At 72.7% G+C, this 24,759-nt stretch carries 19 protein-coding genes, 1 tRNA gene and 3 pseudogenes; 18 read left to right on the top strand and 5 right to left on the bottom strand.

The features are described 5' to 3' along the window. Positions 1-21: 21 nt before the first annotated feature. Positions 22-1,116 (bottom strand): sensor histidine kinase, encoded by a 1,095-nt coding sequence (locus AC0KTA_RS04330; RefSeq protein WP_481053746.1) that lies wholly within the window; start codon positions 1,114-1,116, stop codon positions 22-24. After that, the gene (locus AC0KTA_RS04325; protein ID WP_481053745.1) at positions 1,109-1,804 is read right to left on the bottom strand and encodes a response regulator transcription factor; all 696 of its coding nucleotides are present in this window, start codon (positions 1,802-1,804) and stop codon (positions 1,109-1,111) included. The genes AC0KTA_RS04330 and AC0KTA_RS04325 overlap by 8 nt, the downstream gene beginning before the upstream one ends. Positions 1,805-1,891: 87 nt before the next feature. Between AC0KTA_RS04325 and AC0KTA_RS04320 the strand changes: the two genes are divergently transcribed. The 8 genes and pseudogenes from AC0KTA_RS04320 to AC0KTA_RS04285 all read left to right on the top strand — a co-directional run bounded on the left by AC0KTA_RS04320 (position 1,892) and on the right by AC0KTA_RS04285 (position 10,762). Then, entirely contained in the window at positions 1,892-2,530 is a 639-nt protein-coding gene (locus AC0KTA_RS04320) for a M15 family metallopeptidase (protein WP_481053744.1), read from the top strand. Between the two features lie 116 nt (positions 2,531-2,646). Next, positions 2,647-3,633, top strand: coding sequence for an endonuclease/exonuclease/phosphatase family protein (locus tag AC0KTA_RS04315; RefSeq protein ID WP_481056306.1), 987 nt, complete (start codon positions 2,647-2,649; stop codon positions 3,631-3,633). Positions 3,634-3,819: 186 nt separating this feature from the next. Then, entirely contained in the window at positions 3,820-5,259 is a 1,440-nt protein-coding gene (locus AC0KTA_RS04310) for an FGGY family carbohydrate kinase (protein ID WP_481053743.1), read from the top strand. An 8-nt stretch (positions 5,260-5,267) separates the two neighbouring features. After that, positions 5,268-6,761: an FAD-dependent oxidoreductase gene (locus tag AC0KTA_RS04305; RefSeq protein ID WP_481056305.1), complete on the top strand. Its 1,494-nt coding sequence runs from the start codon at positions 5,268-5,270 to the stop codon at positions 6,759-6,761. Continuing rightward, a pseudogene (locus AC0KTA_RS04300) lies at positions 6,758-7,735 on the top strand (NAD(P)/FAD-dependent oxidoreductase); the annotation flags it as partial. The gene AC0KTA_RS04305 and the pseudogene AC0KTA_RS04300, both read left to right, overlap by 4 nt. 153 nt (positions 7,736-7,888) lie before the next feature. Further along, positions 7,889-9,076 (top strand): thiolase family protein, encoded by a 1,188-nt coding sequence (locus tag AC0KTA_RS04295; RefSeq protein WP_481053742.1) that lies wholly within the window; start codon positions 7,889-7,891, stop codon positions 9,074-9,076. Between the two features lie 100 nt (positions 9,077-9,176). Beyond that, positions 9,177-9,962: a sulfite exporter TauE/SafE family protein gene (locus tag AC0KTA_RS04290; RefSeq protein ID WP_481053741.1), complete on the top strand. Its 786-nt coding sequence runs from the start codon at positions 9,177-9,179 to the stop codon at positions 9,960-9,962. Between the two features lie 47 nt (positions 9,963-10,009). Further along, positions 10,010-10,762 carry a cobalt-precorrin-6A reductase gene (locus tag AC0KTA_RS04285; protein WP_481053740.1) on the top strand — a complete coding sequence of 251 codons (753 nt, stop codon included), beginning with the start codon at positions 10,010-10,012 and terminating at the stop codon, positions 10,760-10,762. Between the two features lie 10 nt (positions 10,763-10,772). Here the strand turns inward: AC0KTA_RS04285 and AC0KTA_RS04280 are convergent, their stop codons facing one another. From AC0KTA_RS04280 to AC0KTA_RS04270, 3 genes are all read right to left on the bottom strand, one after another. Next, positions 10,773-12,878: an MDR family MFS transporter gene (locus AC0KTA_RS04280; protein ID WP_481053739.1), complete on the bottom strand. Its 2,106-nt coding sequence runs from the start codon at positions 12,876-12,878 to the stop codon at positions 10,773-10,775. 99 nt (positions 12,879-12,977) lie between these two features. After that, positions 12,978-13,754, bottom strand: coding sequence for a precorrin-6A synthase (deacetylating) (gene cobF, locus AC0KTA_RS04275; RefSeq protein ID WP_481053738.1), 777 nt, complete (start codon positions 13,752-13,754; stop codon positions 12,978-12,980). A gap of 45 nt (positions 13,755-13,799) precedes the next feature. Further along, positions 13,800-14,399: a DUF309 domain-containing protein gene (locus AC0KTA_RS04270; RefSeq protein WP_481053737.1), complete on the bottom strand. Its 600-nt coding sequence runs from the start codon at positions 14,397-14,399 to the stop codon at positions 13,800-13,802. A 144-nt stretch (positions 14,400-14,543) separates the two neighbouring features. Between AC0KTA_RS04270 and AC0KTA_RS04265 the strand changes: the two genes are divergently transcribed. The 10 genes and pseudogenes from AC0KTA_RS04265 to AC0KTA_RS04220 all read left to right on the top strand — a co-directional run. Further along, a tRNA-Pro gene (locus tag AC0KTA_RS04265) sits at positions 14,544-14,617 on the top strand. Positions 14,618-14,812: 195 nt separating this feature from the next. Continuing rightward, positions 14,813-15,973, top strand: a complete 1,161-nt coding sequence (locus AC0KTA_RS04260) for a substrate-binding domain-containing protein (RefSeq protein WP_481053736.1) — start codon at positions 14,813-14,815, stop codon at positions 15,971-15,973. Between the two features lie 106 nt (positions 15,974-16,079). Further along, on the top strand, positions 16,080-17,423 hold the full coding sequence (locus AC0KTA_RS04255) for an ABC transporter substrate-binding protein (protein ID WP_481053735.1): 1,344 nt from the start codon (positions 16,080-16,082) through the stop codon (positions 17,421-17,423). Between the two features lie 148 nt (positions 17,424-17,571). Continuing rightward, complete coding sequence (locus AC0KTA_RS04250) at positions 17,572-18,558, top strand: carbohydrate ABC transporter permease (protein WP_481053734.1); 987 nt, start codon at positions 17,572-17,574, stop codon at positions 18,556-18,558. Beyond that, a complete protein-coding gene (locus AC0KTA_RS04245) occupies positions 18,555-19,418 on the top strand; it encodes a carbohydrate ABC transporter permease (RefSeq protein ID WP_481053733.1) in 864 nt (287 codons plus the stop codon). The genes AC0KTA_RS04250 and AC0KTA_RS04245 overlap by 4 nt, the downstream gene beginning before the upstream one ends. Positions 19,419-19,441: 23 nt before the next feature. After that, positions 19,442-20,422 carry a hydroxyacid dehydrogenase gene (locus AC0KTA_RS04240; protein ID WP_481056304.1) on the top strand — a complete coding sequence of 327 codons (981 nt, stop codon included), beginning with the start codon at positions 19,442-19,444 and terminating at the stop codon, positions 20,420-20,422. Beyond that, positions 20,419-22,353: a DUF2264 domain-containing protein gene (locus AC0KTA_RS04235; protein WP_481053732.1), complete on the top strand. Its 1,935-nt coding sequence runs from the start codon at positions 20,419-20,421 to the stop codon at positions 22,351-22,353. Before AC0KTA_RS04240 ends, AC0KTA_RS04235 begins: the two co-directional genes overlap by 4 nt. A 258-nt stretch (positions 22,354-22,611) precedes the next feature. Then, positions 22,612-23,097, top strand: coding sequence for a phospholipase (locus tag AC0KTA_RS04230; protein ID WP_481053731.1), 486 nt, complete (start codon positions 22,612-22,614; stop codon positions 23,095-23,097). A gap of 180 nt (positions 23,098-23,277) precedes the next feature. Then, positions 23,278-23,637 (top strand): annotated as a pseudogene (locus tag AC0KTA_RS04225) (SDR family NAD(P)-dependent oxidoreductase); the annotation flags it as partial. Then, positions 23,637-24,757, top strand: a pseudogene (locus AC0KTA_RS04220) (MFS transporter); the annotation flags it as partial. The pseudogenes AC0KTA_RS04225 and AC0KTA_RS04220, both read left to right, overlap by 1 nt. Between the last annotated feature and the right edge of the window lie 2 nt (positions 24,758-24,759).

The following is a 24,759-nucleotide window of genomic DNA, read 5'->3' as shown; positions in this document are numbered from 1 at the left end:
GATCGACGCTTGCGTGGCGCTTCACCTGCCGGTGTGCGGGGCTGTCGCCGGTAGTTCCACGGTGATACGGAGCCCGCCGGCAGGGCGCGGGGTGAGGGTGAGCGTTCCGTCGTGTGCCTCGGTGATGGTCTTGGCGATCGCCAGGCCGAGGCCGACTCCCGTGTGGTCGGCGTGTACGCGTTCGGTGCCGCGCCGGAACGGTTCGGTGAGTGTCGAGGCCAGCTCCGGGGGGACCTGCTCGCCGGTGTTTTCGACGGTGAGCACCACGGTCTTGGGGCGGACGCTGGTGTGGACCCACACGGTGCCCTGGTCAGGCAGGTTGTGGACGATCGCGTTGTGCACGAGGTTCGTGGTCAGCTGCAGCAGAAGCGCTTGGGATCCGCTCGTGGGGGTGATGTCGCCGCTGGTCTCGAGGGTGACGCCGTGCTTTTCCGCGAGGGGGAGGAGCGTTTCGGTGGCTTCCTCCGCCAGGAGGGACAGGTCGACGTGTTCTCGGGTGAACGACCGCTGGTTGGCGCGGCTGAGCAGGAGCAGGGCCTCGGTGAGGTCGATGGCTCGGGTGTTGACGGCGTGGAGGCGGTCGACGAGTTCGCCGGTGACGTGTGCCGGGTCGGTGCGGGCCACGTCGAGCAGGGCCTTCGAGATCGCCAGCGGGGTGCGCAACTCGTGCGAGGCGTTGGCCGCGAATCTCTGCTGTTCGGCGACGTGTGCTTCGAGCCGTGCGAGCATCGTGTCGAAGGCGTCGGCGAGTTCGCGGAACTCGTCTTCGCGGCCCGGTAGCCGGATCCGGTGGGACAGCGATCCGGCCGCGGCCGTGCGGGTGGCGCGGGTGATTCGGTCCAGGGGGGCGAGCATGCGCCCGGCGAGGATCCATCCCCCCAGCAGGCCGAACACCAGGAGGAACAGCATGACGGCGGCTGCCGTCGGGGCGAATCCGCGTACGAAGGCGGTGCCTGGCGTTGCTCTCCATGCCCCCTCTGCGTTGGTTTGCAGCCACCCCTGTTGCAGGAGAAATACACCAATGGCGGCGAGCAGCAAGGCACCCGCGAGCATGAGGAATCCGGCGTAGCTGAGGGTGAGTTTGAGGCGGACGCTCAAGCCGGGCTGCCTATCCACGGTCACCACCCCCATGCCCGGTGACGGGTGCTGTGTCGATGCGGTAGCCGACGCCCGGCACGGTGGCGATGATCCAGGGTTCGCCGAGGCGCTTGCGCAGTGCCGAGACGGTGATGCGCACGGCGTTGGTGAACGGGTCGGCGTTCTCGTCCCACGCCCGTTCCAGGAGTTCCTCGGCGCTGACGACACCGCCTTCGGCAGCGACGAGGACTTCGAGCACGGCGAACTGCTTCCTGGTCAGCGCGACATAGCGGCCATCCCGGTAGACCTCCCTGCGGAACGGATCCACCCGCAGCCCCGCGATCTCTCGCACGGGCGGTCTGTTGTGGGCGCGTCTGCGGTCGAGTGCTCTGAGCCTGAGCGCGAGTTCTCGGAGCTCGAAAGGCTTCGTGAGGTAGTCGTCGGCGCCGAGTTCGAACCCTGATGCCTTGTCGTCGAGCCGGTCGGCAGCGGTGAGCATGAGGATCGGCATGCCGCTGCCGGAGGCGACGATGCGTTGGGCGATCTCGTCACCGGACGGTCCGGGGATGTCCCGGTCGAGGACGGCGATGTCGTAGGCGTTGACGCTCAGCAGTGCCAGAGCGGTGTAGCCGTCACCGGCGATGTCCGCCGCGATCGCTTCCAGGCGCAGACCGTCGCGGACGGCTTCTGCCAGAAAGGGTTCGTCCTCGACGATCAACACACGCATGCTCTCGATGCTACGAGCCGGCACATATCGTCGGCGTATCGAAAACCGCATACGTGCCGGCAACACCGCACTGCCTTGACTGACGGCATGAATCACAACCCGCCATCAGCGCGAACAACGACGCGCCGGATTCACCGGCGTCTTCTTGTCGGCCTGATAGCCGTCATCGCAGTGATCGCCGCAGCCTTCGCCCATCAGACACAGAATTCCTCATCTTCTTCTTCGGCCCCCTCGCTCTCGAAGGTTCCTCACGGTGAGCGCCGTGGTGCGCTGGGCGAGGCCGCCGGTGCCGTCCCCGACGGCACGACGGTCTTCGACGACGACATTCCGGCTGTGGCCAACCTCGATCCGAATCTGCTCGAAGCCCTGCGCAAGGCTGCGACGGCTGCCTCGGACGACGGAGTCGAGTTCTACGCAAACAGTGGCTGGCGTTCCCCGGAATACCAGGACCGGCTTCTTCGCAAGGCGGTCTCCAAGTACGGGTCCGAAGCCGAGGCCGCCCGGTGGGTGGCCACCGCCAAGACGTCTCCTCATGTGTCGGGGGAGGCGGTCGACATCGGGGGCTCCGACGCGACGGCGTGGCTGTCCGAACACGGCGCCGAGTACGGGATCTGTCAGATCTACCGGAACGAGCCCTGGCACTACGAGCTGCGCTCCGAGGCGATCGATCACGGCTGCCCGCGGATGTATGCCGACCCCACCAAGGACCCGAGGGCGCAGCAGTGACCGGTAGTGAGCGAGGGCAGACGATCGTGCAGGTCGACACGGCGGAGCAGACCGGACAGGAGGGGGTCGGCCGCCGGGACACCGGCTCCGGCACCTGGCGCGCGGGCATCCGCCGAGTGATCAGCATCGCCTACCGCCCGGGGCCCTGGAAGCGCGGCCCGGTGCTCGCGGCGCTGGCGCTGCTGCTCGGCCTGCTCATGCTGCTGCACGCACAGATCACGGACCGCGGAAGCCTCGGCAGCCTAGTGGAGACCTTCCTGCCGTGGTTCGGCCTGTTCATCCCGGTGCTGCTGGCCGGGGCGCTGTGGCGCCGCTCCGCCTCCGCGGTGGTCGCGCTGCTGCTGCCGGCCGTGGTGTGGCTGAGCCTCTTCGGCGGGCTGCTCATCGACAAGTCCCACTCGGGCGGCGATCTCACCGTGGCCACCCACAACGTCGACGCCGACAACCCCGACCCGGCCGGCACCGCCCGCGACCTGGCCGCCTCCGGCGCGGACGTGCTGGCCCTGGAGGAGATCACCCCGCAGGCGAAGCCGCTGTACGAGAAGGAGCTGGCGAAGGCGTACCCGTACCGCACGGTGCAGGGCACGGTCGGGCTGTGGAGCAAGCTGCCGCTGTCGGACACCCGGCCGGTCGACATCGAGCAGGACGTCGGGCCGCTGGGTGACACCAAGCCGGCCGAGGTCACGATGGCCGACAACCGGGCGTTGCGCGCCACGGTGGCCACGGACCAGGGGCCCCTCGCCGTGTATGTGGCCCACCTGGGGTCCGTACGGGTAAATCCCAGGGCGGGCTTCTGGACGGACTCGCGGGACAGAAACGCCCAGGCGCTCGCCGAGGCCGTCGCCGCCGAGCACAACGAGCGCGTGGTGCTGCTCGGTGACCTGAACGGCACCATGGACGACCGCGCCTTCGCAGGCATCACCGCGCACCTGCGCTCGGCCCAGGACGCGGCCGGGGACGGCTTCGGCTTCAGCTGGCCGGCGAAGTTCCCGGTGGTGCGGATCGACCAGATCCTGGTCCGGGGCGTGCAGCCGGAGAGCTCGTGGGTGCTGCCGGCCACCGGCAGCGATCACCTGCCGGTGGCGGCCGGAATCAGCTGGTGAACGTCGCGCAGAGCTCCTCCGGATCCGTCCGGCGGCGCCCGCAGGTCCGCTGTCGCCGCGCCCGCTCAACGGCACCCCTGATTACGGCATTTGAGGCATGCGGGGACCCTTGACGGGGCCGCGCCCCCTGTAGCAGGCTTCCGCGGTGATCACGACTTACTGCGTGCCGCGTCACGGAGGGCGGCGATGACCGGCCCGGTGCTCGCCGTCGACCAGGGGACCTCCGGCACGAAGGCGCTCGTCGTCTGCCCGGAGCGGGGCGTGATCGGTTCCGGCACCGCGCCCGTGCGCCCCCGCCATCTGCCCGGCGGTCTCGTCGAGGTCGCGCCGGACGACCTGCTCTCCTCCGTGCTCGACGCGGGCCGCGCGGCCCTGGCGGAGGCGGGCGAGCCGGTCGCCGCCGTGGGCCTGGCCAACCAGGGTGAGACGGTGCTCGCCTGGGACCCCGACTCCGGTGAGCCGCTGACCGACGCCCTGGTGTGGCAGGACCGGCGCGCCGAGCCGCTGTGCGCGGAACTCGCCGCGTACGCCGACGAGTTGCAGGCGCTCACCGGCCTGCCGCTCGACCCGTACTTCGCCGCGCCCAAGATGGCGTGGATACGCCGCCACCTCACCCGGCACGGCGTGGTCACGACCAGCGACGCCTGGCTGGTGCACCGTCTCACCGGCGCCTTCGTCACCGACGCGGCCACCGCGGGCCGCACTCAGCTCCTCGACCTGGAATCCGCGACCTGGTCCGAGCGCGCTCTCGACGTGTTCGGCCTCGCCGGCGAGCGACTGCCGGGCGTGGTCGACGCGGCCGGGGAGGTCGGCACCACCAAGGAGTTCGGCCGGGAGATCCCGCTGACCGGTCTCCTGGTCGACCAGCAGGCGGCCCTCCTCGCCCAGGACGTCACGGAGCCGGGCAGCGCCAAGTGCACCTACGGCACCGGGGCGTTCCTGCTCGCCCAGACCGGCACCCGGCCGCGCCGGAGCGGCTCCGGGCTCGTCGCCTGCGTCGCCTGGCGCCTCGGCGGACGCAGCAGCTACTGCCTGGACGGGCAGGTCTACACCGCCGCCTCCGCCGTCCGCTGGCTCACCGACCTCGGAGTGATCGGGGGCGCGCAGGACCTCGACCCGGTCGGCTCGGCCGTCCCCGACGCCGGGGGCGTCACGTTCGTGCCCGCCCTGGCCGGGCTCGCGGCCCCCTGGTGGCGCGGCGACCTGCGCGGCTCGCTGACCGGCCTCGGCCTGGACACCACGCCCGGACACCTGGTGCGCGCCTTGTGCGAGGGCATCGCGGCGCAGGTCGCCGAGCTGGCCGACGCGGCGGCCGCCGACCTGGGCGAACCGCTGCGGAGCCTGCGGGTCGACGGGGGCCTGACCCGCTCGGCCCTGCTCCTGCAGACCCAGGCCGACCTGCTGCAACTCCCCGTGGAGGTCTCGGCGCTGCCCGACGCCACGGCCCTCGGCGTGGGCGCGGTCGCCCGCCTCGGCCTGGACCCGCGGCTCGGCCTGCGCGACGTCGTGCCCGACTGGCGCCCCGCCGCCGTGTACGAACCGCGCATCGGCCCCGACGAGGCGGCCGAGCGCCGGGATGCCTTCCGTAAACACGTGATGGCGCTACTGGATAGAACGTTCTCATGAGCCGGGAGATGAGTGCGACCGGGCCCGGCGGCGACCCTGCGGGCCCGGACGGGGCCGGGGCCGGGCTCGTCACCAGGTCCGGCGGCCTGCCGCGGGAGCCGTACGACGTCACCGTCGTCGGCGCCGGCGTGATGGGCGCCGCCCTCGCCCGCGAACTGGCCCGGTACCGGCTGCGCGTCGCCGTCGTGGAGGCGTCCGACGACGTGGGCGAGGGCACGTCCAAGGCCAACACGGCCATCCTGCACACCGGGTTCGACGCCGTGCCGGGTTCCCTGGAGGCCCGCCTGGTCCGCGACGGACAGCGCCGTCTGTCCGCGTACGCCGCCGAGTGCGGCATCCCCGTGGAGCGGACCGGCGCGCTCCTGGTCGCCTGGGACGAGGACCAACTCGCCGCGCTGCCCGGCCTGTTGGAGAAGGCCGGGCGCAACGGTTACGACGAGGCGGCGCTGCTCGACGCCGCCGAGGTCCGCGCCCGCGAGCCGCACCTCGGTCCCGGTGCGCTCGGCGCGCTCGCGGTGCCCGGCGAGAGCATCATCTGCCCCTGGACGACACCCCTGGCCTTCGCGACGCAGGCGGTGCGCTCCGGCGTGGACCTGCACCTCAACTGCCGTCTGACAGCGGTCGTCCAGGGCGACGCGGCCGACGGCACCCCGCACGCACTGCACACCAGCCGCGGCGACATCCGCACCCGCTACCTGGTCAACGCGGCGGGCCTGCACGCCGACACCGTCGACCGCATGCTCGGCCACGACACCTTCACCGTCACCCCGCGCCGCGGCCAGCTCATCGTCTTCGACAAGTTCGCCCGCGACCTCGTGCGGCACATCCTGCTGCCGGTGCCGACGGCGCTCGGCAAGGGCGTCCTGGTCGCGCCGACCGTGTACGGGAACGTGCTGCTCGGCCCCACGGCGGAGGACCTGGACGACAAGCGGGCCACCGGCTCCACGGCCGAGGGCCTCGCGGGGCTGCGCGAGAAGGGCGCCCGCATCCTGCCCGGACTCCTCGACGAGGACGTCACCGCCGTCTACGCGGGCCTGCGCGCGGCGACCGAGCACGACGACTACCAGATCCACGTCCGGCCGGGACAGCGGTACGTCACCGTCGGCGGCATCCGTTCCACCGGCCTGACCGCGTCCATGGCCATCGCCGCGTACGTCACCGGCCTGCTCGCCGACGCCGGCCTCGACCTGGGCGGCGAACCCCGGGAGTTGACGCCCGTCACGATGCCCAACCTGGGCGAGAACTCCCCGCGCCCCTACCAGCGGGCCGACCTGATCGCGGCGGACCCCGAGTACGGCGCCCTCGTCTGCCACTGCGAGCGCGTCACGCGCGGCGAGATCCGCGACGCGCTCCTGAGCACGGTGCCGCCCGGCTCCCTCGACGGCCTGCGACGCCGCACCCGCGCCCGCGGCGGACGGTGCCAGGGCTTCTACTGCGGTGCCGCCGTGCGCGAACTCTTCGACCGGCGTGACCGGTCGGCGGCGCGGAGGGCGGCGCGATGAGGCACGAGCGCACCGTCGACGTGCTGGTCGTCGGCGCCGGACCGGCCGGACTCGCGGTGGCCGCCGGGCTCGCCGCGGCGGGCGCGGGCCGCGTCGAGGTCCTGGAGCGGGAGGCACAGGCGGGCGGCGTCCCGCGCCACTGCCACCACGGCGGCTTCGGCGCCCGCACCTTCGCGGGCCTGACCGGACCCGGCACGAGCGGCCCCCGGTACGCGCGGAGCCTCGTCGACGCCGCGGTGCGCGCGGGCGCGACCGTCCGCACCGGCGTCACCGCCACCGGATGGGCCGGGCCCCGCACCCTCGACACGACCTCGCCCGACGGCCTGGAACGCCTCACCGCGCGGGCCGTCGTCCTCGCCACCGGCGCCCGCGAACGCCCCCGCAGCGCCCGCCTCGTGTCCGGCACCCGCCCCGCGGGCGTCTACACCACCGGCGAACTCCAGCAGGCCGTCCACCTGTACGGGCAGCACATCGGGACGCGGGCCGTGGTCGTCGGCGCCGAGCCCGTCGCGTACGCCGCACTCGACACGCTGCGGCGCGCGGGCGTCGCGGTGGCCGCCCAGGTGACGTCGGAGCCCCGGCACCGCACCTCGCCCTGGCGCGCCGCCGAGGCCCGGCTGCGGCACGGCGTCCCGCTCCTCACCGAGACGGCGGTGACCGAACTGGCGGGCCGGGGGCGGCTGTCCGCCGTGCTCGTGCGGCACCGCACCGGCCGCCGCGCCCGACTGGCCTGCGACACCGTCGTCTTCACCGGCGACTTCGTCCCCGACCACGAACTGGCCCGCCGGGGCGGGGTACCGCTCGCCCCCGGCACGCGGGGGCCCGCGATCGACGCGGCGTTCCGCACGGAGATCCCCGGCGTCTTCGCCGTCGGAAACGTGACGCACGCGGTGCGGTCCGCCGGGGCGGTGACCGCGGAAGGGCGACGCGCGGCGGCGTCGGTACGCCGCTTCCTCGCCGCGGGGGAGTGGCCACCGGCCGTGCGCGCGGCCTGGCGGTGAAGCGGGACGGCGTCCGGCGCACCGACCGGGGGACGGCAACCGATGTGCCTGGACGGCCGCCCGAGGCCCCCGTACACTCCGAAACTAGCAGCGCTAATTAAACCGCTCACGCCCCGGAGTAGCCCCGTGCGCACCGTTCACTTCGTCGCCGCCCGCCGCACCCCGATCGGCAAGCTCCGCGGCGCCCTGTCCGCCGTCCGCCCGGACGACCTCGCCGCGACCGTCGTCCGCGGCCTGCTCGACGACCTGCCGCAGCTCGACCCGGCCCGGATCGACGACGTCTACTGGGGCGCCGCCAACCAGGCGGGCGAGGACAACCGCAACGTCGCCCGCATGGCCGTCCTGCTCGCGGGCCTCCCGGAGTCCGTGCCCGGCGCCACGGTGAACCGCCTGTGCGCCTCGGGCCTGGAGGCGGTCACCACGGCGGCCCGCACCATCGCCGCGGGCGACGCCGACATCGTGCTCGCGGGCGGCTCCGAGTCCATGAGCCGCGCCCCCTTCGTGCTGCCGCGCCCCGACGAGGCCCTGCCGCACCGCATGGAGACCGCCGACACCCGCCTCGGCTGGCGGCTGGTCAACCCGAGGATGAAGGAGCTGCACGGGCTCCTGTCGATGGGCGAGACGGCCGAGGAGGTGGCGGCCCGGCACGGCGTCTCGCGCGAGCGCCAGGACTCCTTCGCCCTGCGCAGCCACCAGCGCGCCGCCGCCGCCCGCGGAAAGGGCCACTTCGACGACGAACTGCTGCCCGTCACCACCCCCGACGGCACGGTCGTCACCGCGGACGAATGCGTCCGCGAGGACACCTCGTACGAGAAACTCAGCGCGCTCCGGCCGGTGTTCCGCAAGGGCGGAACGGTCACCGCGGGCAACGCCTCGCCGATGAACGACGGCGCGGCCGGGCTGCTCCTCGTCAGCGAGGAGGCCCTGCACGACCTGGGCCTGGAGTCCCTCGGCCGCTACGCCGCGGGCGCCTCCGCCGGTGTGCACCCGGACGTGATGGGCATCGGCCCCGTGCCCGCCACCCAGAAGGCCCTGGCCCGCGTCGGCTGGACCGTCGCCGACGTCCAAGAGGCCGAGTTCAACGAGGCGTTCGCCGCCCAGGCGCTGGCCTGCGTGGACGCGCTCGGCATCGACCCGGACCTGGTCAACCCCGACGGCGGCGCCATCGCGCTCGGCCACCCCCTCGGCTGCTCCGGCGCCCGCATCCTCACCACTCTCCTGCACCGCATGCGCCGCACCGGCACCACCCGCGGCCTCGCCACGATGTGCGTGGGCGTGGGCCAGGGCAGCGCGCTCCTGGTCGAACGCGACTGACCCCGGGGCGCCGGGACCCCGGGCCCCCGGGCCGTCGCACGGGGGGCCACCCCGCCCTGCCCCGCCGCCCCAAAGTGCTTGGGCATACCATCGGCCCAGCATGGACGCCGCATCCGCCACCTCCGCCATATCCGCCCTCACCGTCTGGGAGTTCGGCGCGCTCGCCCTGGCCGCCGGGGTCGTCGGCTTCTCCAAGACCGCCGTCAGCGGCGCGAACACGATCAGCCTCGCCGTCTTCGCCGCGGTCCTTCCGGCCCGCGCGTCGACGGGTGTGCTGCTTCCGGTCCTCATCGTCGGCGACGTCCTCGCCGTCCTCACGTACCGCAGGCACGCCCACTGGCCCACGCTGTGGCGGCTGTTCCCCGCAGTCGGCGCGGGCGTCGCCGTGGGCACGGTGTTCCTGATGTTCGCCGACGACGGAACAGTGCGTACGTCGATCGGGGCGATCCTGCTGCTGATGGCGGCCGTGACCGTGTGGCGCCGCCGCGCGGCCGAGCGGGCGGAGACCGAGGAGCGGGCCCCGGCCGGGGCGGCCCGGGTCGCCGCCCCCTCCTACGGGGTGCTCGGCGGCTTCACGACCATGGTCGCCAACGCGGGCGGCCCGGTCATGTCGATGTATCTGCTCTCGGCGGGCTTCAAGAAGCTGAGCTTCCTGGGCACTTCGGCGTGGTTCTTCCTCATCGTCAACACCTCCAAGGTGCCCTTCAGCGTCGGGCTCGGCCTGATCGACGGGCCTTCGCTGCTGCTCGACGCGGCCCTCGCGCTGTTCGTGATACCGGGCGCGCTCCTCGGCAAGGCGTGCGTGAACCGCATCAACCAGCGACTCTTCGAACAGCTCGTCATCGGCGCGACCGTCCTCGGCGGCCTCCAGCTCCTGCTGCGCTGACACCGGGCGGGGGCTGCCGGGGCCGAGCTCCCACGTACGCTCGGCCCATGCCCAACGCGCCCCACGTGCTCGTCCTCGGCGGCACCACCGAGGCCCGCCGCCTCGCCGCCGCCCTCGCCGCACGGCCCGGCGTGCGCGTGACGACGTCGCTCGCGGGCCGGGTCAGCCGCCCCGCGGCACTCGACGGCGACGTACGCGTCGGAGGCTTCGGCGGCCCGGACGGCCTCACGGACTGGCTGCGCGAGCACCGCGTGACCGCCCTCGTCGACGCCACGCACCCCTTCGCGGCCACCATCAGCGCGCACGCGGCACAGGCCGCGCGGGCCACCGGCGTCCCGGCGCTCGCCCTGCGCCGACCGGGCTGGCGCCCCGGCCCCGGCGACGACTGGCACGAGACCGCCTCCCTAGAAGAGGCCGCCGCCGCGCTGCCCGCGCTCGGCCGCCGCGTCTTCCTCACGACGGGCCGCCTGGGCCTCGCGGCCTTCGCCCCGTACGACGCGCTCCACTTCCTCGTACGCTCCGTCGAGCCGCCCGAGCCACCGCTGCCCCGGGACGCGGAGATCCTCCTGGACCGCGGCCCGTACACCGTCGACGGCGAGACGGCGCTGCTGCGCGCGCACCGCATCGACGTCCTTGTGACCAAGGACAGCGGCGGCGCGGCCACCGCGGCCAAGCTCACGGCCGCCCGCGCCCTGGCCCTGCCCGTGGTGATCGTCCGCCGGCCGGAGCCGCCGCCGGGGGTGGAGGTGGTGGCGGACGAGGAGGTGGCCCTCGCCCGACTCGGGCTGGAGGGCATGTAGGTCATCCGGCCTACGCCGACGCCGCTCCCGCCGGCCGCGGGCCCTGCCCCCGGTCCAGCGCGAGCCCCTGCGCCAGGTCCTCCGCGAGCAGCCGCTTGGCGATCGCGTCGACCGCCGCCATCAGCCGCCCGTCGCCCTCGGCCGCCTCTTCCAGGGCGCGGCCGCCGTCCTTCTCCAGCTGCTCCCGGATCCAGGCCGTCCACGCCCTGCCGATCACGTCGGCCTCGCGCGCGCCCGCCGGTGTGTGCTCGAAGAGCGTGCCGGTGTGGGTCAGATAGCCCTCCTCGACCATGCGGTCGAAGACCGGCACCAGGACCTCGGGCGGCAGCTGGCGGCGGGCCGCGATGAGGTTGAGGTTGGCGTGGCCGACCATCCGCGTGAACAGGGCCACCTGCATCACGGCCCAGGCGCCCGCCATGTCCAGGCGGGTGTCGGACCGCTGGATGATGGCGCGCGCGGTCTGCGGGCCCTTGGCGCGCATGATGTTGCCGACGGCGAGTTCGAGCAGCCGCCCGGACTCGCCGGCCTGCGGCGACGCGAAGCCCTCACCCATGTCGGACGAGCTCATCCGCGCGCTGTCGCGCAGTTCGACCTGCTTGAGGAACAGGGCGACGACGAACCCGACGAGCGCGACCGGCACGGTCCACAGGAAGACGGTCTGGAGGGTGTCGGCGTACGCCGTGATGACGGGGGCGGCCGCTTCGTCCGGCAGGTCGTGCAGGCCCTGGGGGCTCTGGGCCGCCTTCGCGATCGTGTCCTGCGGTGCCGTGCCGGTTCGCGCGGCCTCCGCCACGCCGTCCCGCAGGTTCGAGGCGAGCGTGTTGGCGTAGATCGTGCCGAACACGGCCGTGCCGAACGAAGCGCCCAGCGTACGGAAGAAGGTGACGCCGGACGTCGCGGTGCCGAGGTCGGCGTACGCGACGGTGTTCTGCACGGCGATCACCAGGACCTGCATGGACAGGCCGATGCCGGCGCCGAGCACGAACATGTACAGGGATTCCAGCCACGTGTTGGTGTCGCGGCCCATGAGGGAGAGGAGGTAGAGGCCGAGGGCCATCACCAGCGAGCCCGCGATCGGGAAGATCCGGTACCCGCCGCCCTTGCTGACGACGTTCCCGCTGAAGACGGACGCGATGAGCAGCCCGGCGACCATCGGCAGCGTCCGCACGCCGGAGATCGTGGCCGAGTCCCCGTCGACGTACTGCAGATAGGTCGGCAGGAACGTCATCGCGCCGAGCATCGCGAAGCCGACGATGAAGCTGAGGACGGAGCAGACCGTGAAGACGGGGTTCGCGAAGAGCCGCATCGGCAGCATCGGCTCCGCCGCCCGTGTCTCCACCCGGCAGAACGCGGCGAGCGCGAGCAGCCCGCCCGCGAAGAGGCCGATGATGGTGCCCGAGCCCCACGCGTACTCGTTGCCGCCCCAGCTCGTCGCGAGGATCAGGGCGCTCGCGCCGACCGCGACGAGCGCGATGCCCAGATAGTCGATGACGGGCCGCGAGACCGACTTCACCACCGGGATCGTGCGGGCGGCGGCCACGACCACGAGGATCGCGATGGGAACGTTGACGTAGAACGCCCAGCGCCAGGTCAGGTGGTCTGTGAACAGGCCGCCGAGCAGCGGCCCGATGACCGTCGACACGCCGAAGACCGCGCCGATGGCGCCCTGGTACTTGCCGCGCTCCCGCAGCGGGATGACGTCGGCGATCAGCGCCATCGCCGTGACCATCAGGCCGCCCGCGCCGATGCCCTGCAACGCACGCCAGGCGATGAGCAGCGTCATGTTCGTCGCGAGGCCGCACAGGAACGAGCCCGTGATGAAGACGACCGCCGACACCTGGAACACGATCTTGCGCCCGAACAGGTCGCCGAACTTGCCGACGAGCACCGTCGCGACCGTCTCCGCGAGCAGGTACGCCGTCACGACCCACGACATGTGCTCGGCGCCGCCCAGGTCCGACACGATCGTCGGCAGCGCGGTGCCGACGATCGTCTGGTCGAGCGCGGCAAGGAGGACGCCCAGCATGATCGTCACGAAGACGACATTGCGCCGGCGCTTGTCCAGGACCGGCGGGCCCTGCTCCTGCGCTGCCGCGGGCTGCTCGGTAACGGTCACAGGCTCACCCTCACACCGGCACCGGGCAGGTGCATGCGGGGCCGTCCGGTCGGGGGTGCTCATGGCGGTCCCGGGCCGGTTCAGCCCTCCGGGGCCGGGTCAGCCGTCCGTGCGCCTGCGCAGCAGATACGTGTCCATGATCCAGCCCTTGCGCGCGCGGGCCTCGGCGCGCAGCCGCTCGATGCGCGGGGCGGCCTCGGCGAGCGGGCCGGAGACCAGGATCTCGTCGGGGGTGCCGATGTAGGCGCCCCAATAGATCTCGACGTCGTCCCGGTCGGCGTACCGGCCGAAGGCCTGCCGGGCGTCCAGCATCACCACCACGTCGTCCACCCCGTCCGGGAAGCCCTCGTCGGCGAGGCGGCGGCCCGTGGTGATCTGGACCGGGCGCGCGACGCGGTTCAGGCCGGTGCGGTGGCGCGCGGCGAGCGCGGAGACGCTGCTGATGCCCGGTACGACGGCGTAGTCGAAGCCCACGGACCCGCGTGCGAGCACTTCCTCCAGGATCCCGATCGTGGAGTCGTACAGCGCCGGGTCGCCCCACACCAGGAACGCCCCGGTCTCGTCCGCGCCCAGCTCGTCGGCGATGAGCCGCTCGTAGATGTCGGCGCGGCGGCTGCGCCAGTCGTCCACGGCGGGCGAGTAGTGTGCGCCGCCCGCCTTGCGGTCGCGCTCCGGGTCGCGCGCCTCGACGACGCGGTACGCCCCGTCCGGCCGGTGCGTGTCGAGCATGCCCCGGCGCAGCGCCACGAGGTCCGCCTTCTCCTCGCCCTTGCCGAGGATGAAGAACACGTCCGTGTCCCCGAACGCCTTGACCGCCTGCAGGGTGAGCTGGTCGGGGTCGCCCGCACCGATGCCGATGACATGAATCTTTCGCACGGGGCGAGTGTGCCGCACGGGAGAGTGAGGGGTGCGGGCGGGTGCTCAGCCGTCCTTGCCGCCCGTGCCGTCCCTGTCGTTCTTGCCGCCCCTGTCGTGCCCGCCGTCCTTGCCGGAAGCCAGCCGCGGCGCGCACTCCGCCGCGTCCAGCGGCTCCCCGCCCCGCTCCCCGTCCCGTTCCACGCGCGCCGCCAAGGCCCGCGCCCACTCCACCAGTTCCGGTACGTCGATCCCGTACGGCCGCTGCCGCCCCGAGGCCTCCTCGGTCCACGCCGAGACGGCGCCCGCGCCCCGGAGCAGCAGCCGCGCGCCGCCCGTGGCGTTGCCGCGCGCGGAGTGCGTCAGGCCGACGGCGAGCTGGGCGAGGCCCTTCCACAGGCCGCGCTCCTCCTCGGGCCCGGACTTCCAGGCGTCCTCGAAGACCTCGTGCGCGTGGAAGGGCCGGCCTGCGTCGAGGAGCGCCTGCGCCTCGGCGACGGTCTCCCGGGGCATGCGCACCACCCCCTCCGGCTGCCGCTCCACGCCTTCGGCGCCGTACGGCAACGGCCGCCCGAGCCCGTCGCGGGGCCGGGCGCTGCGGGCCCGGCCCTCCTCGTCGCGGTCCCGCCCGCTGCCCACGCCGTCAGGTCCAAGTGCGCTGCTCATACGCCGATTCTCCCGCGCCCCGCGCCGAGGGGCAGACCGGGGCGGCCACGCGCCGCCACCGAGGCCGCCGCTGCTTCGGACCACCCCGTGACGTGCGGTAGAGTTCTACCTGCGTGATCACGCGGGACACCGCGAGGAACGCACCGGGACGTGGCGCAGCTTGGTAGCGCACTTGACTGGGGGTCAAGGGGTCGCAGGTTCAAATCCTGTCGTCCCGACTTTTCGAAGTCGCAAGTTTTCGAAGTCGCAAGTCGAGGGGCCGCTTCAGAGGGATCTGAGGCGGCCCCTCGATCGTTCTCGGGAGAGCCCCCGCCAGGGAGGGCTGACCTCCCTGCTCACCCGCTGGTTATGCTGCCGCCGAAGCGTTCAGCGAAGCGCTCAAACGAACAGCGGGCAGTGAGGGGGCCATCGGCATGCGCGAACCGGTCGATCTCAGGCGGCAGCGGATCCTCGCCGTAGTGCGGTCGCGCGGCGCGACCCGGGTCAGCGAACTCGCCGCGGAGCTCGCGGTGTCGGTGGTGACCCTCCGGCGTGACGTGGAGGAGCTGGCACGCGAAGGGAAGCTGCGCCGCGGGCACGGCGTGGCCCGGCCGGTCCTGCCCGAGACGGAGCAGGCCGCCGGACCCGCGGAACCCACGGCCGACGGCGGCCCGGTCGCGATCGTCGTCCCCGAGCGCCACGCGTACCTGTACGAGATGCTGCACGGCGCCCGCACCGCGCTCGAAGCGGCCGGCATCCGCATCGCGCTGCACATCGCGCCCAACGTGCCGGGCGCCGAACAGCCCATTGTCGAGCGGGCGTTGGCGGACGGCGCGCGCGGCCTGCTGATCGCGCCGCGCTGGCGCAGCCGCGCCACGGAGGAGGCCGACTACACCTGGCTGTCGCGCCTTGAGGTGCCCGCGGTCGTGATGGAGCGCAGGCCGCGCCGCGGCAGCGCGCTGCACGCCGTGGACACGGTGTGCACGGACCACTGGTACGGCATCCACCTCGCCGTCGAGCACCTCACGGGCCTCGGCCACCGGCGGATCGTGCTCGCCGCGCGCGACGACAGCCCGACGGCGCGCGCCCTGCGCTCCGCGTTCGCCGAGATCGCGGCGGGCCACCCCGGCGTCGACAAATGGGCCGTCGCCCTCAGCTCTCCCGGCGGCGCCCCGGACCCGCGGGCGGAGGCCGCCGAGGAGCCGGTCGACCTGCCCGCCCTGCTCGGCGAGTTGGGGGCGACGGCGGCCGTCCTGCACGGCGACGTGGACGCGCTGATGCTGGTGCAGTCGCTGCGCGACAGCGGGACCCGGGTCCCGGAGGACTGCTCCGTGATCGCGTACGACGACGTGGTCGCCGGGCTCGGCAGCACGCCGCTGACCGCCGTGTCCCCGCCGAAGGCCGAGATAGGCGCGGCGGCGGCGGAGCTGCTGCTGCGCCGCCTCGGACCTCGGTCCTCGGGCGGGGCGAAGGGCCCGGTGCGGCGCACGGAACTCCTTCCGGCGTTGCAGGTCCGCGGGTCGACGCAGGCTCCGTACGCGGCGGACGCCGACGCGTCCGCCACCGGAACCCCGGACGCAACTGCCGCACCGTAATGAGCGTTTGACCGTTTCATCTTCTTCTGATCGATCTATTGACCAGGTTCGCTCAGCCGATCAGTATTCCCGTGACTCGAACACGCAGGAGCCGCGGGAGGCGCCCATGCCTGGTCGACAGAGCCGTCGATCTGTTCTCGCCGCGATCACCGCGCTGCCGCTGACGGGCGCCCTGAGCGCCTGCAGCGGGGACAGCGGCGCGTCCACTCGATCGCGGAGCACCAGCAAGTCCGGCACGACCACCATCACGTTCTGGTCCGCGCTGCGCGGCAGCCAGGAAGTGGTGGACGCGTTCAACAAGACGCACGACCACATCCAGGTCGACTTCCAGCAGATTCCGGCGGGTACCGCAGGCGGATACCTGAAGCTCAGCAACGCGGCGCGCGCGGGCAACGCCCCGGACGTCGCCACCATCGAGTACCCCCAGCTCCCGGGCTTCGCCATAGACGGCGTCGCCCGTGACATCACGTCGATGATCAGCGACGGGCTGCGGGCCAAGCTGCTGCCCGCGTCCCTCGGCCTGACGACGTTCGAGAAGCGCACGTTCAGTGTGCCGCTCGACGTCGAGCCGATGGTCCTGCACTACCGCAAGGACCTCTTCGACAAGTACGGCTTCGACGTCCCCACCACCTGGGACGAGTTCACCGACCTCGCCCGCAAGGTGCGGCGCACGGGCGGCGACCGCAGGCTCACGCTCTTCCCCACGGACGGCATGAGCCAGTTCGCCGCGTGGGCCTGGCAGGCGGGCGCCCAGTGGTACGACACGTCGAAGGGCGCCTGGAACGTCTCCCTCGCCGACGCGCCGACCCGGCGTGTGGCCGCGTACTGGCAGCGGCTCATCGACGAGGACCTCCTCCATGTGAACGCGTCCAGCAGCCGGCTCCACGACGCCCAGATCGGCAACGGCCTGGTCCTGGCCCGGCTCAGCGGCGCCTGGGACGCGGGCGCGCAGATGAACGCCCGGCCCGAGCAGAAGGGGAAGTGGCGGATCGCGCCGCTGCCCCAGTGGGACGTGGACAGGCCCGGGCTCGGCACCCACGGCGGCTCCACGTTCGCCGTGACGAAGGACAGCGAGCAGCCCGAGGCCGCCATGGAGTTCATCGAGTGGCAGGTCGCCCACCCCGACGCCCTCAAGGCGCGCCTGTCCAGCGGCGCGAGCAGCCAGTACCCGGCCGTGACCGAGCTGATCGAGGTGGGCCGCGCGGCGTTCGACCGCTCGTACTACGGCGGCCAGGACGTCTACCGGCTCTTCGAGGAAGAGGCCGGCAAGATCCGCGACGGCTGGGTGTGGGGCCCGCGCATGACCCCCGTCCAGTTCGTCATGCAGGACGCCTTCGCCCGCGCGGGCGCCGGTTCCGGGACGCTCCTGTCCGCCGTGCGCGCTGCGCAGGACGGCACGATGCCCGACCTCAAGGCGCTCGGCCTGTCCACCACCGAGCACTCCACGTGAACGCCCGCACCGCACAAGGCGCGAAGGGCACCCGCACCGCACAAGGCGCGAAGGGCACCCGCACCGCACAAGGCGCGAAAGGCACCCGCACCGCACAAGGCACGAAGGGCACCCGCACCCCACCAGGCACGAAAGGCAGGTGACACCCATGACCGCGACCACAGCCGACGCCCCCACGGCGAAGGCCGCCCCCAGACAGGCCGCCGACCTCTCCCGGCGCAAGGCGCGGCGGGCCGCCAGGCGCCGCCGCAACGGCGCCGCGGGCGTCCTGATGACCCCGTTCTTCCTCCTCCTCACGCTCGTCTTCCTGATCCCGATCGGTACGGCGGTGTGGCTGAGCTTCTTCAGCGACGACCAGCCGGGCCTCGGCTTCGGCCCGGAGCGCACCGTGTTCGTGGGCCTGCGCTCGTACACCGCCGTGCTCACCGACCCCACGTTCCACGCGGGCCTCGGCAGGGTCGCCCTGTACTGCGCGATCTACATCCCGCTGATGGTCCTCGGCTCGCTCGCCCTGGCGCTGCTGCTCGACTCCGGGGTCGTACGGCTGCGCTCCTGGGCCCAGTTGGGCCTGTTCCTGCCGCACGCGGTGCCCGGCATCATCGCCGCCCTGATCTGGCTGTACCTCTACACACCCGGCATCAGCCCGGTCATCGATGCGTTCGCCAAGGCCGACATCACCGTCGACTTCCTCGGCCTGCACACCACGCTCCCGTCGATCGTGAACATCGCCCTGTGGAGCAACCTCGGCTACAACATGGTCATCTTCTACGCGGCCCTGCAGGCCGTCCCCCGCGAGGTCCTGGAGGCTTCGGTGGTCGACGGCGCGGGACCGGTGCGCACGGCACTCCAGGTCAAGACGCCGCTCGTGCGCCCCTCCATCGTCATGGTCGCGATGTTCACGCTGATCTGGGCGCTGCAGCTGTTCACGGAGCCGATGCTGCTCCACCAGTCCTCGCAGATGGTCGACACCCGCTTCTCGCCGAGCATGTACATCTACGACGCCGCCTTCTCCCGCAACAACTACTCGCTCGCGGCCGCCGCCTCCGTGATCCTGCTGATCATCACCATCGCCGTCTCCTACGGGGTCACCCGCTGGACCAACCGCGTCAACCCGGCCGAGGAGAACGCCCGATGAGCGCCCCGGACTCGCCCCTCCTGCGCCCACGCCTGCTGGGCCGCGCGACGGTCAACGCCGTCGTCGCGATCTCCGTCCTGTACACGCTGCTTCCGGTGCTGTGGCTGGTGCTCGCCGCGTCGAAGTCCCGTGACGCCCTCTTCGGCAGCAGCATCCTGTCGTTCAGCGACTTCTCCTTCGTCCAGAACGTCAAGGACCTGTTCGCGATGGACGGCGGCCTCTACAGCCGCTGGTACGGCAACAGCCTGTTGTACGCGGTCCTGGGCGCGGCCCTCGGCGCGATGATCAGCGTCGCCTGCGGGTACGCCTTCGACAAGTACCACTTCCGGCACAAGGAGAAGCTGTTCGGCCTGGTGCTCGCGGCGGTCATGGTGCCGCAGACGGTGCTCGCGTTGCCGCTGTACCTGCTCGCCTCCGAGACCGGCGTCGTGAACACCTTCTGGTCCGTGTTCATCCCGGTCCTGTTCAATCCGTTCGGCGTGTACCTCGGCCGCATCTTCGCCCAGGGCTATGTGCCGAACGAGGTCCTGGAAGCGGCGCGGGTGGACGGCGCGGGCGAGCTGACGACGTACGTCCGGGTCTCCCTGCGGATGCTCGGCCCAGGCCTGGTCACGGTCTTCCTCTTCCAGCTCACCACGATCTGGAACAACTTCTTCCTGCCTATGGTGATGCTGTCCGACCAGGACCTGTATCCGGTGAGCCTCGGCCTGTACCAGTGGAACAGCCAGGCGACCGTCTCGCCCGAGTACTACCCGGTGGTGATCATGGGCTCGCTGCTCGCTGTCCTCCCGCTCATCCTCGCGTTCGTCCTCCTCCAGCGGTTCTGGCGATCCGGCCTGACGGCGGGGGCGGTCAAGTGAGCGAGCCCCGGGCGGCGTTGGCCATGTCCCACCAGGCCGCCGAGGCCGTCTTCACGCCCCGGTCCCTCGCCGCGCTCGCCGAGGTGTGCGACCTGACGCCGCCGCCGGTCCTGGACGACCTGACGACCGTACGCGCCAAGGAAGTCCTGGCCGACGTCGAGGTGCTCGTCACCGGGTGGGGGTGTCCGCCGCTCGACGCGGACGTCCTCGCGGCGGCGCCCCGCCTCAAGGCCGTGGTGCACGCGGCCGGTTCGGTGCGCGGGCACGTCACCGACGCGTGCTGGGAGCGGGGCGTCGAGGTGTCGTCGGCGGCCGCGGCCAACGCGCTGCCGGTCGCCGAGTACACCCTCGCGATGATCCTGCTGCACGGCAAGCACGTCCTGGAGCGGGCCCGCGACTTCCGGCGGACCCGCGCGCGCGACGAGTGGCTGCTCACCCCCGGCGAGGTCGGCAACTACCGCCGCACCGTGGGGATCCTCTCCGCCTCGCTGATCGGCCGCCGGGTCATGGAGCTCCTGCGCCCCTTCGACTTCGAGGTGCTCCTGCACGACCCGTACGTCACCGAGGCGGAGGCCGCCGACCTCGGCGTGGAGTGGGTCGGCCTGTCCGAACTCTTCGCGCGCAGCCACCTGTTGAGCGTCCACACGCCGCTGCTTCCCGCCACGCGCGGCCTGGTCGGCCGGGAACTCCTCGCCCTGATGCGGACAGGAACTGTCCTGATCAACACCTCGCGCGGGGCGGTCATCGACCAGGACGCGCTCACCGACGTGGTGCGCGCGGGCCGTATCCGGGCGGTGCTCGACGTGACGGACCCCGAAGTCCTGCCCGCCGAACACCCGCTGTGGGACTGCCCGAACGCCCTGATCACCCCGCACCTGGCGGGTTCCCAGGGCAGCGAGTGGGAGCGCCTCGCCGACACGGCCGTCGGCGAGGTGGCCCGGTGGGCCGCGGGCGACGGCTTCGCCCATCCCGTACGACGCGAAAGGCTGGCGTTCCTGGCATGACCGTCCCCTTCGACCTGCCCGAATTCGAACTCCCCGAAGAAGACCGGGAGTTGAGCCCGTACACCGGTTACACGCGCGCCCACTGGGAGGCCGTCGCCGACGGGCTGCTCGGCGCCGCCTGGCGCTGGGCCACCCCCGAGGGCGCGCTCCTCGATCTGCCGGGCCGCCCCTCCGCGTCCGGGGTCCGCTCGGACGGGCTCGAAGGCTATGCCCGTACGTTCCTGGCGGCGGGCTTCCGCGTCGCGGGCGCCGGCGGCAAGGACCCGCACGGCTGGCTCGAGCGGTACGCGCGCGGCCTCGCCGCGGGCACCCGGGCACCCGGCCGGGACGACACCGAGTCCTGGCCGCTGATCCTCGACCACCATGTGCAGGGCCAGCCGATGGTCGAGTCCGCGTCCGTGGCGCTCGGCCTCGCGCTGACCCGGCCCTGGCTGTGGGACCGGCTCGACGGCGACGTACAGGACCGCGCGGAGCAGTGGCTGCGCGGCGCGCTCACGCACCTACCCGCGCCCAACAACTGGTACCTGTTCCCCTTCATGGTGGCCTCCTTCCTGGAGTCCGTCGGCCGGGGCGACGCGGCCACGACGCGGGCCATGGACAGGGCACTTGAACTGATGGAGACGTGGTACCGGGGCGACGGCTGGTACGCGGACGGCGACGGACGGGCCTTCGACCACTACAACGGCTGGGCCCTGCACCTTTATCCGCTGCTGCACGCGCACCTGACGGGGGACGCTGGGCTTTCGGACCGGTTCGGACCGCGCCTGCGCGAGCACCTGGACGGCTTCGCGCTCCTCTTCGGCGCCGACGGCGCGCCGATCCACTTCGGGCGTTCCCTCGCCTACCGGTTCGCGGCGTCGGCGGCCGTCGGCATCGGCGCGGTGACCGGCCACACGCCGCTGAGTCCCGGCACCTCGCGCCGCCTGATAAGCGGCAATCTGCGCTACTTCCTCGACCGGGGCGCGGTGACGCCCGACGGGCTGCTGAGCCTGGGCTGGCACGGCCCGCACGACGCGACGCTGCAGAACTACTCGGGCCCCGCGTCCCCGTACTGGGCGTCGAAGGGCTTCGTGGCGCTCCTCGCGCCAGAGGGTGATCCGCTGTGGACGGCGACCGAGGAGCCCGCGCCGAGCGAGGGCCCCGACCGGGTGCTCGCGCTGCCCGCGCCGGGCCTGCTCGTCCAGTCGACACGGGCGGACGGGATCGTACGGCTGCACAACCACGGCAGCGACCATGTCCGCCCGCACGAGGGCGAGTCGGCGTCCCAGGACGACGCGCACTACGGACGGCAGGCGTACTCCACGCACACCGGCCCCACCTCCCTGGCCAACGCCGCGGACAACCATCTGTCGGTCGAGGTCGGCGGGGTCGGGAGCGTGCGGCGGCGGATCCACCCGCTGGGTGCGGGCGCGGGTGACGGGTGGGGCTGGGCGGCGTCCTGGCACCGGCCGGTGTTCAGGTCCGGGCCGCCGATGGTGCCCGGCCTGCGCGTCGAGAGCGTGACCGTCGCGCGCGGCCGGTACGAGGTGCGGGTCCACCGGGTCGTGGGCGCCCCGCGCGGGGCGCGGGTGACGCTGACCGGGTGGGCCACGGACGCGCTCCGCTCGGAGCTGGTCGGCCTGTACGGCTGGCGCGACGCGGACGAGGTGCGGGCGCCTGAGGGCACGGCGTACGAGCCGTGGGTGCGGGTGCCCCGGCTCGCGGCGGATGCCGAAGGGACCGGGGTGTTCGTGGCGTTGGCCTCGCTGAGTGCCGCCGGGCCGAACGTGCCGCTCGCCGAGGCGGTCCGCGACGTCGTTCTGTCCGGGGGTGCCGAGGGCGCCGAGGGCTCCGAGGGTTCCGGAGGCTCCGAGGGCGAGGTGAGGGTGCGCTGGGCGGACGGCCCCGAGACCGTCGTCGGGTTCGAGCCGCTGCGGGTCCGGTGCGGCTGAGCCGTCGCACAGTCGTCGCATGGCGGGCCGCCATGTACTTGTGACAGGACAAGAACCGGCCGGTGCGGCGCAGTTGGCGCGCCCTTCCCCCGTTTGTGGTGGCACCACTCCCGGAACCCCGCGCGCGCTGCGTGCAGGTTTGGCATCAACTCCCGTGGTGTATGGCCAAGTTGCCGCGCGGATCTTTCGGCCATCGGGCCGGAGGGCCCGTGCGGCGTGCACGGCCGATTCGTGTCACACCCAACGGGAGGAACCCCCATGCGTCGCCGATTTGCCGCCCTGGCCATGAGTGCCGCCGCCCTCACCCTCGGGACGGGGCTCGCCGCGTCCCCGGCCGCCGCCGTTCCGGCCGACAAGGCGCAGGTGCTCAGCCGCTGGACCCAGACCGACGCGGGCAGCTACAACGCCTGGCTCTCGGCCCGGAACAACCAGGGCTCCTGGAGCGCCTACCAGTTCAACTGGTCCACGGACTACTGCTCTTCGTCCCCCGACAACCCGTTCGGCTTCCCCTTCGAGAAGTCCTGTGCCCGGCACGACTTCGGGTACCGCAACTACAAGCAGATGGGCACCTTCGACGCCAACAAGGCCCGGATCGACAGCGCCTTCTACGCCGACCTGAAGCGGGTGTGCTCCGCCTACAGCGGAGCGAAGAAGGTCTCGTGCGACGCCCTGGCCTGGACGTACTACCAGGCCGTCGACAAGCTCGGCCGCTCGGCGGCCGTCGACGGGAGACTCGCAGCGTAAGTGTCCGGCGGCGGTGAACGGGTGGGCGGGTGCCGTGACGGCGCCCGCCCACCCGGCCCCACCTGGTGTCAACTGACAGCCGCCAAAGGCGAGGTGTGGTCCCCGGCGCCATGAAAGCGGCGGTGAGTGTGGCGTCCGGCCACATGGGCGTCCCAGCGCCCCGACCTTATGTTTCCCGCCATGACAAGCGCACCTGACACCGTCCCGGCCGCGCCCCGCGCCGACTTGAGCGGGCGCGTCGCCCTGGTCACGGGCGGCGGCAGCGGCATCGGCCGGGCCTGCGCGGTGGCCCTCGCGGCGGCCGGCGCCGACACGCACGTCGTCGACATCGACGCCGCGTCGGCCAAGGCCGTCGCGGACGCCGTCGGCGGGCACGCGCACATCGCGGACCTCGCCGACTCCGAGGCCGTGGCGGCGCTGCCCACCGCCGTCGACATCCTCGTCAACAGCGCGGGACTCCAGCACGTCGCCCCGCTCACCGAGTTCCCCCCGGCGCGCTTCACGCTCATCCAGCAGGTCATGGTGACCGCGCCGTTCCTGAACTGCTCGTGCTCAGCCTGCTCCTGATGGGCGGCGCGACCTTCGCCATGGGGCTGCTGCCCACGTACGACGCCATCGGCATCGGCGCGCCCGTCCTCCTCACCGTGCTGCGCCTGGTGCAGGGCTTCGCGCTCGGCGGCGAGTGGGCGGCGCCGTCCTCATCGTTTCCGAGCACGGCGGCGACAAGCACCGCGGCTTCTGGGCCTCCTGGCCGCAGTCCGGCGCGCCCGGCGGCAACCTCCTCGCCACCGGCGTGCTCGCGCTGCTCGCCGCCGTGCAGTCCGAGGACGCCTTCCAGGCCTGGGGCTGGCGGGTGCCGTTCCTGCTGTCCGGGGTCCTGGTGCTGGTCGGCCTGTGGATCCGGCTCTCCGTGTCCGAGTCGCCGGTCTTCCTGGAGGCGCAGGCCAGGGCCGAGGCGGCCGCCGCGCAGGGCGTCAAGGACGAGCCGCCCGTCGTGGAGGTGTTCCGCAAGAGCTGGCGGCAGGTCCTCACGGCCATCGGTACGCGCTTCGGCGAGAACATCTCGTACTACGTCCTCACCTCCTTCGTGCTCGTGTACGTCACCAAGCACCTGGACCTGCCCAAGAGCACCGCGCTCAACGCCGTCCTCATCGGCTCCGCCGTGCACTTCGCCGCGATCCCCGCCTGGGGCGCCCTCTCGGACCGGATCGGGAGACGCCCTGTCACGCTCATCGGGTCGGTGGGCATGGCGCTGTGGGCGTTCGCGTTCTTCGCGCTCGTCGACTCCGAGTCGTTCGCCGTCATCACGGCGGCGGTGACCGTGGGGCTGCTGCTGCACGGCGCCATGTACGGGCCGCAGGCCGCGTTCATCTCGGAGATGTTCGACACCAGGGTCCGCTACTCCGGCGCCTCGATGGGCTCCCAGCTCGCCTCGATCGTCGCGGGCGCGCTCGCCCCCATCATCGCCGTCGAACTCCTGAAGGACTTCGACTCGTCGGTGCCCGTCTCCGTGTACGTGTGCGCGGCGGCCCTGGTGACGACGGTGACGGTGGCCCTCGCCAAGGAGACCCGCGGCCGGGACCTGCGGCACGTCGAGACGCCGGACACCCCGCGGACCGACACCGCCCGCACGCCAGTACGGTCCGGCGAGCCGTCCTGAGC

The organism is Streptomyces sp. Y309 (assembly GCF_056712025.1).
Note: the sequence above shows the minus strand (reverse complement) of the source record. Positions and strands in the feature narration are given on the sequence as shown.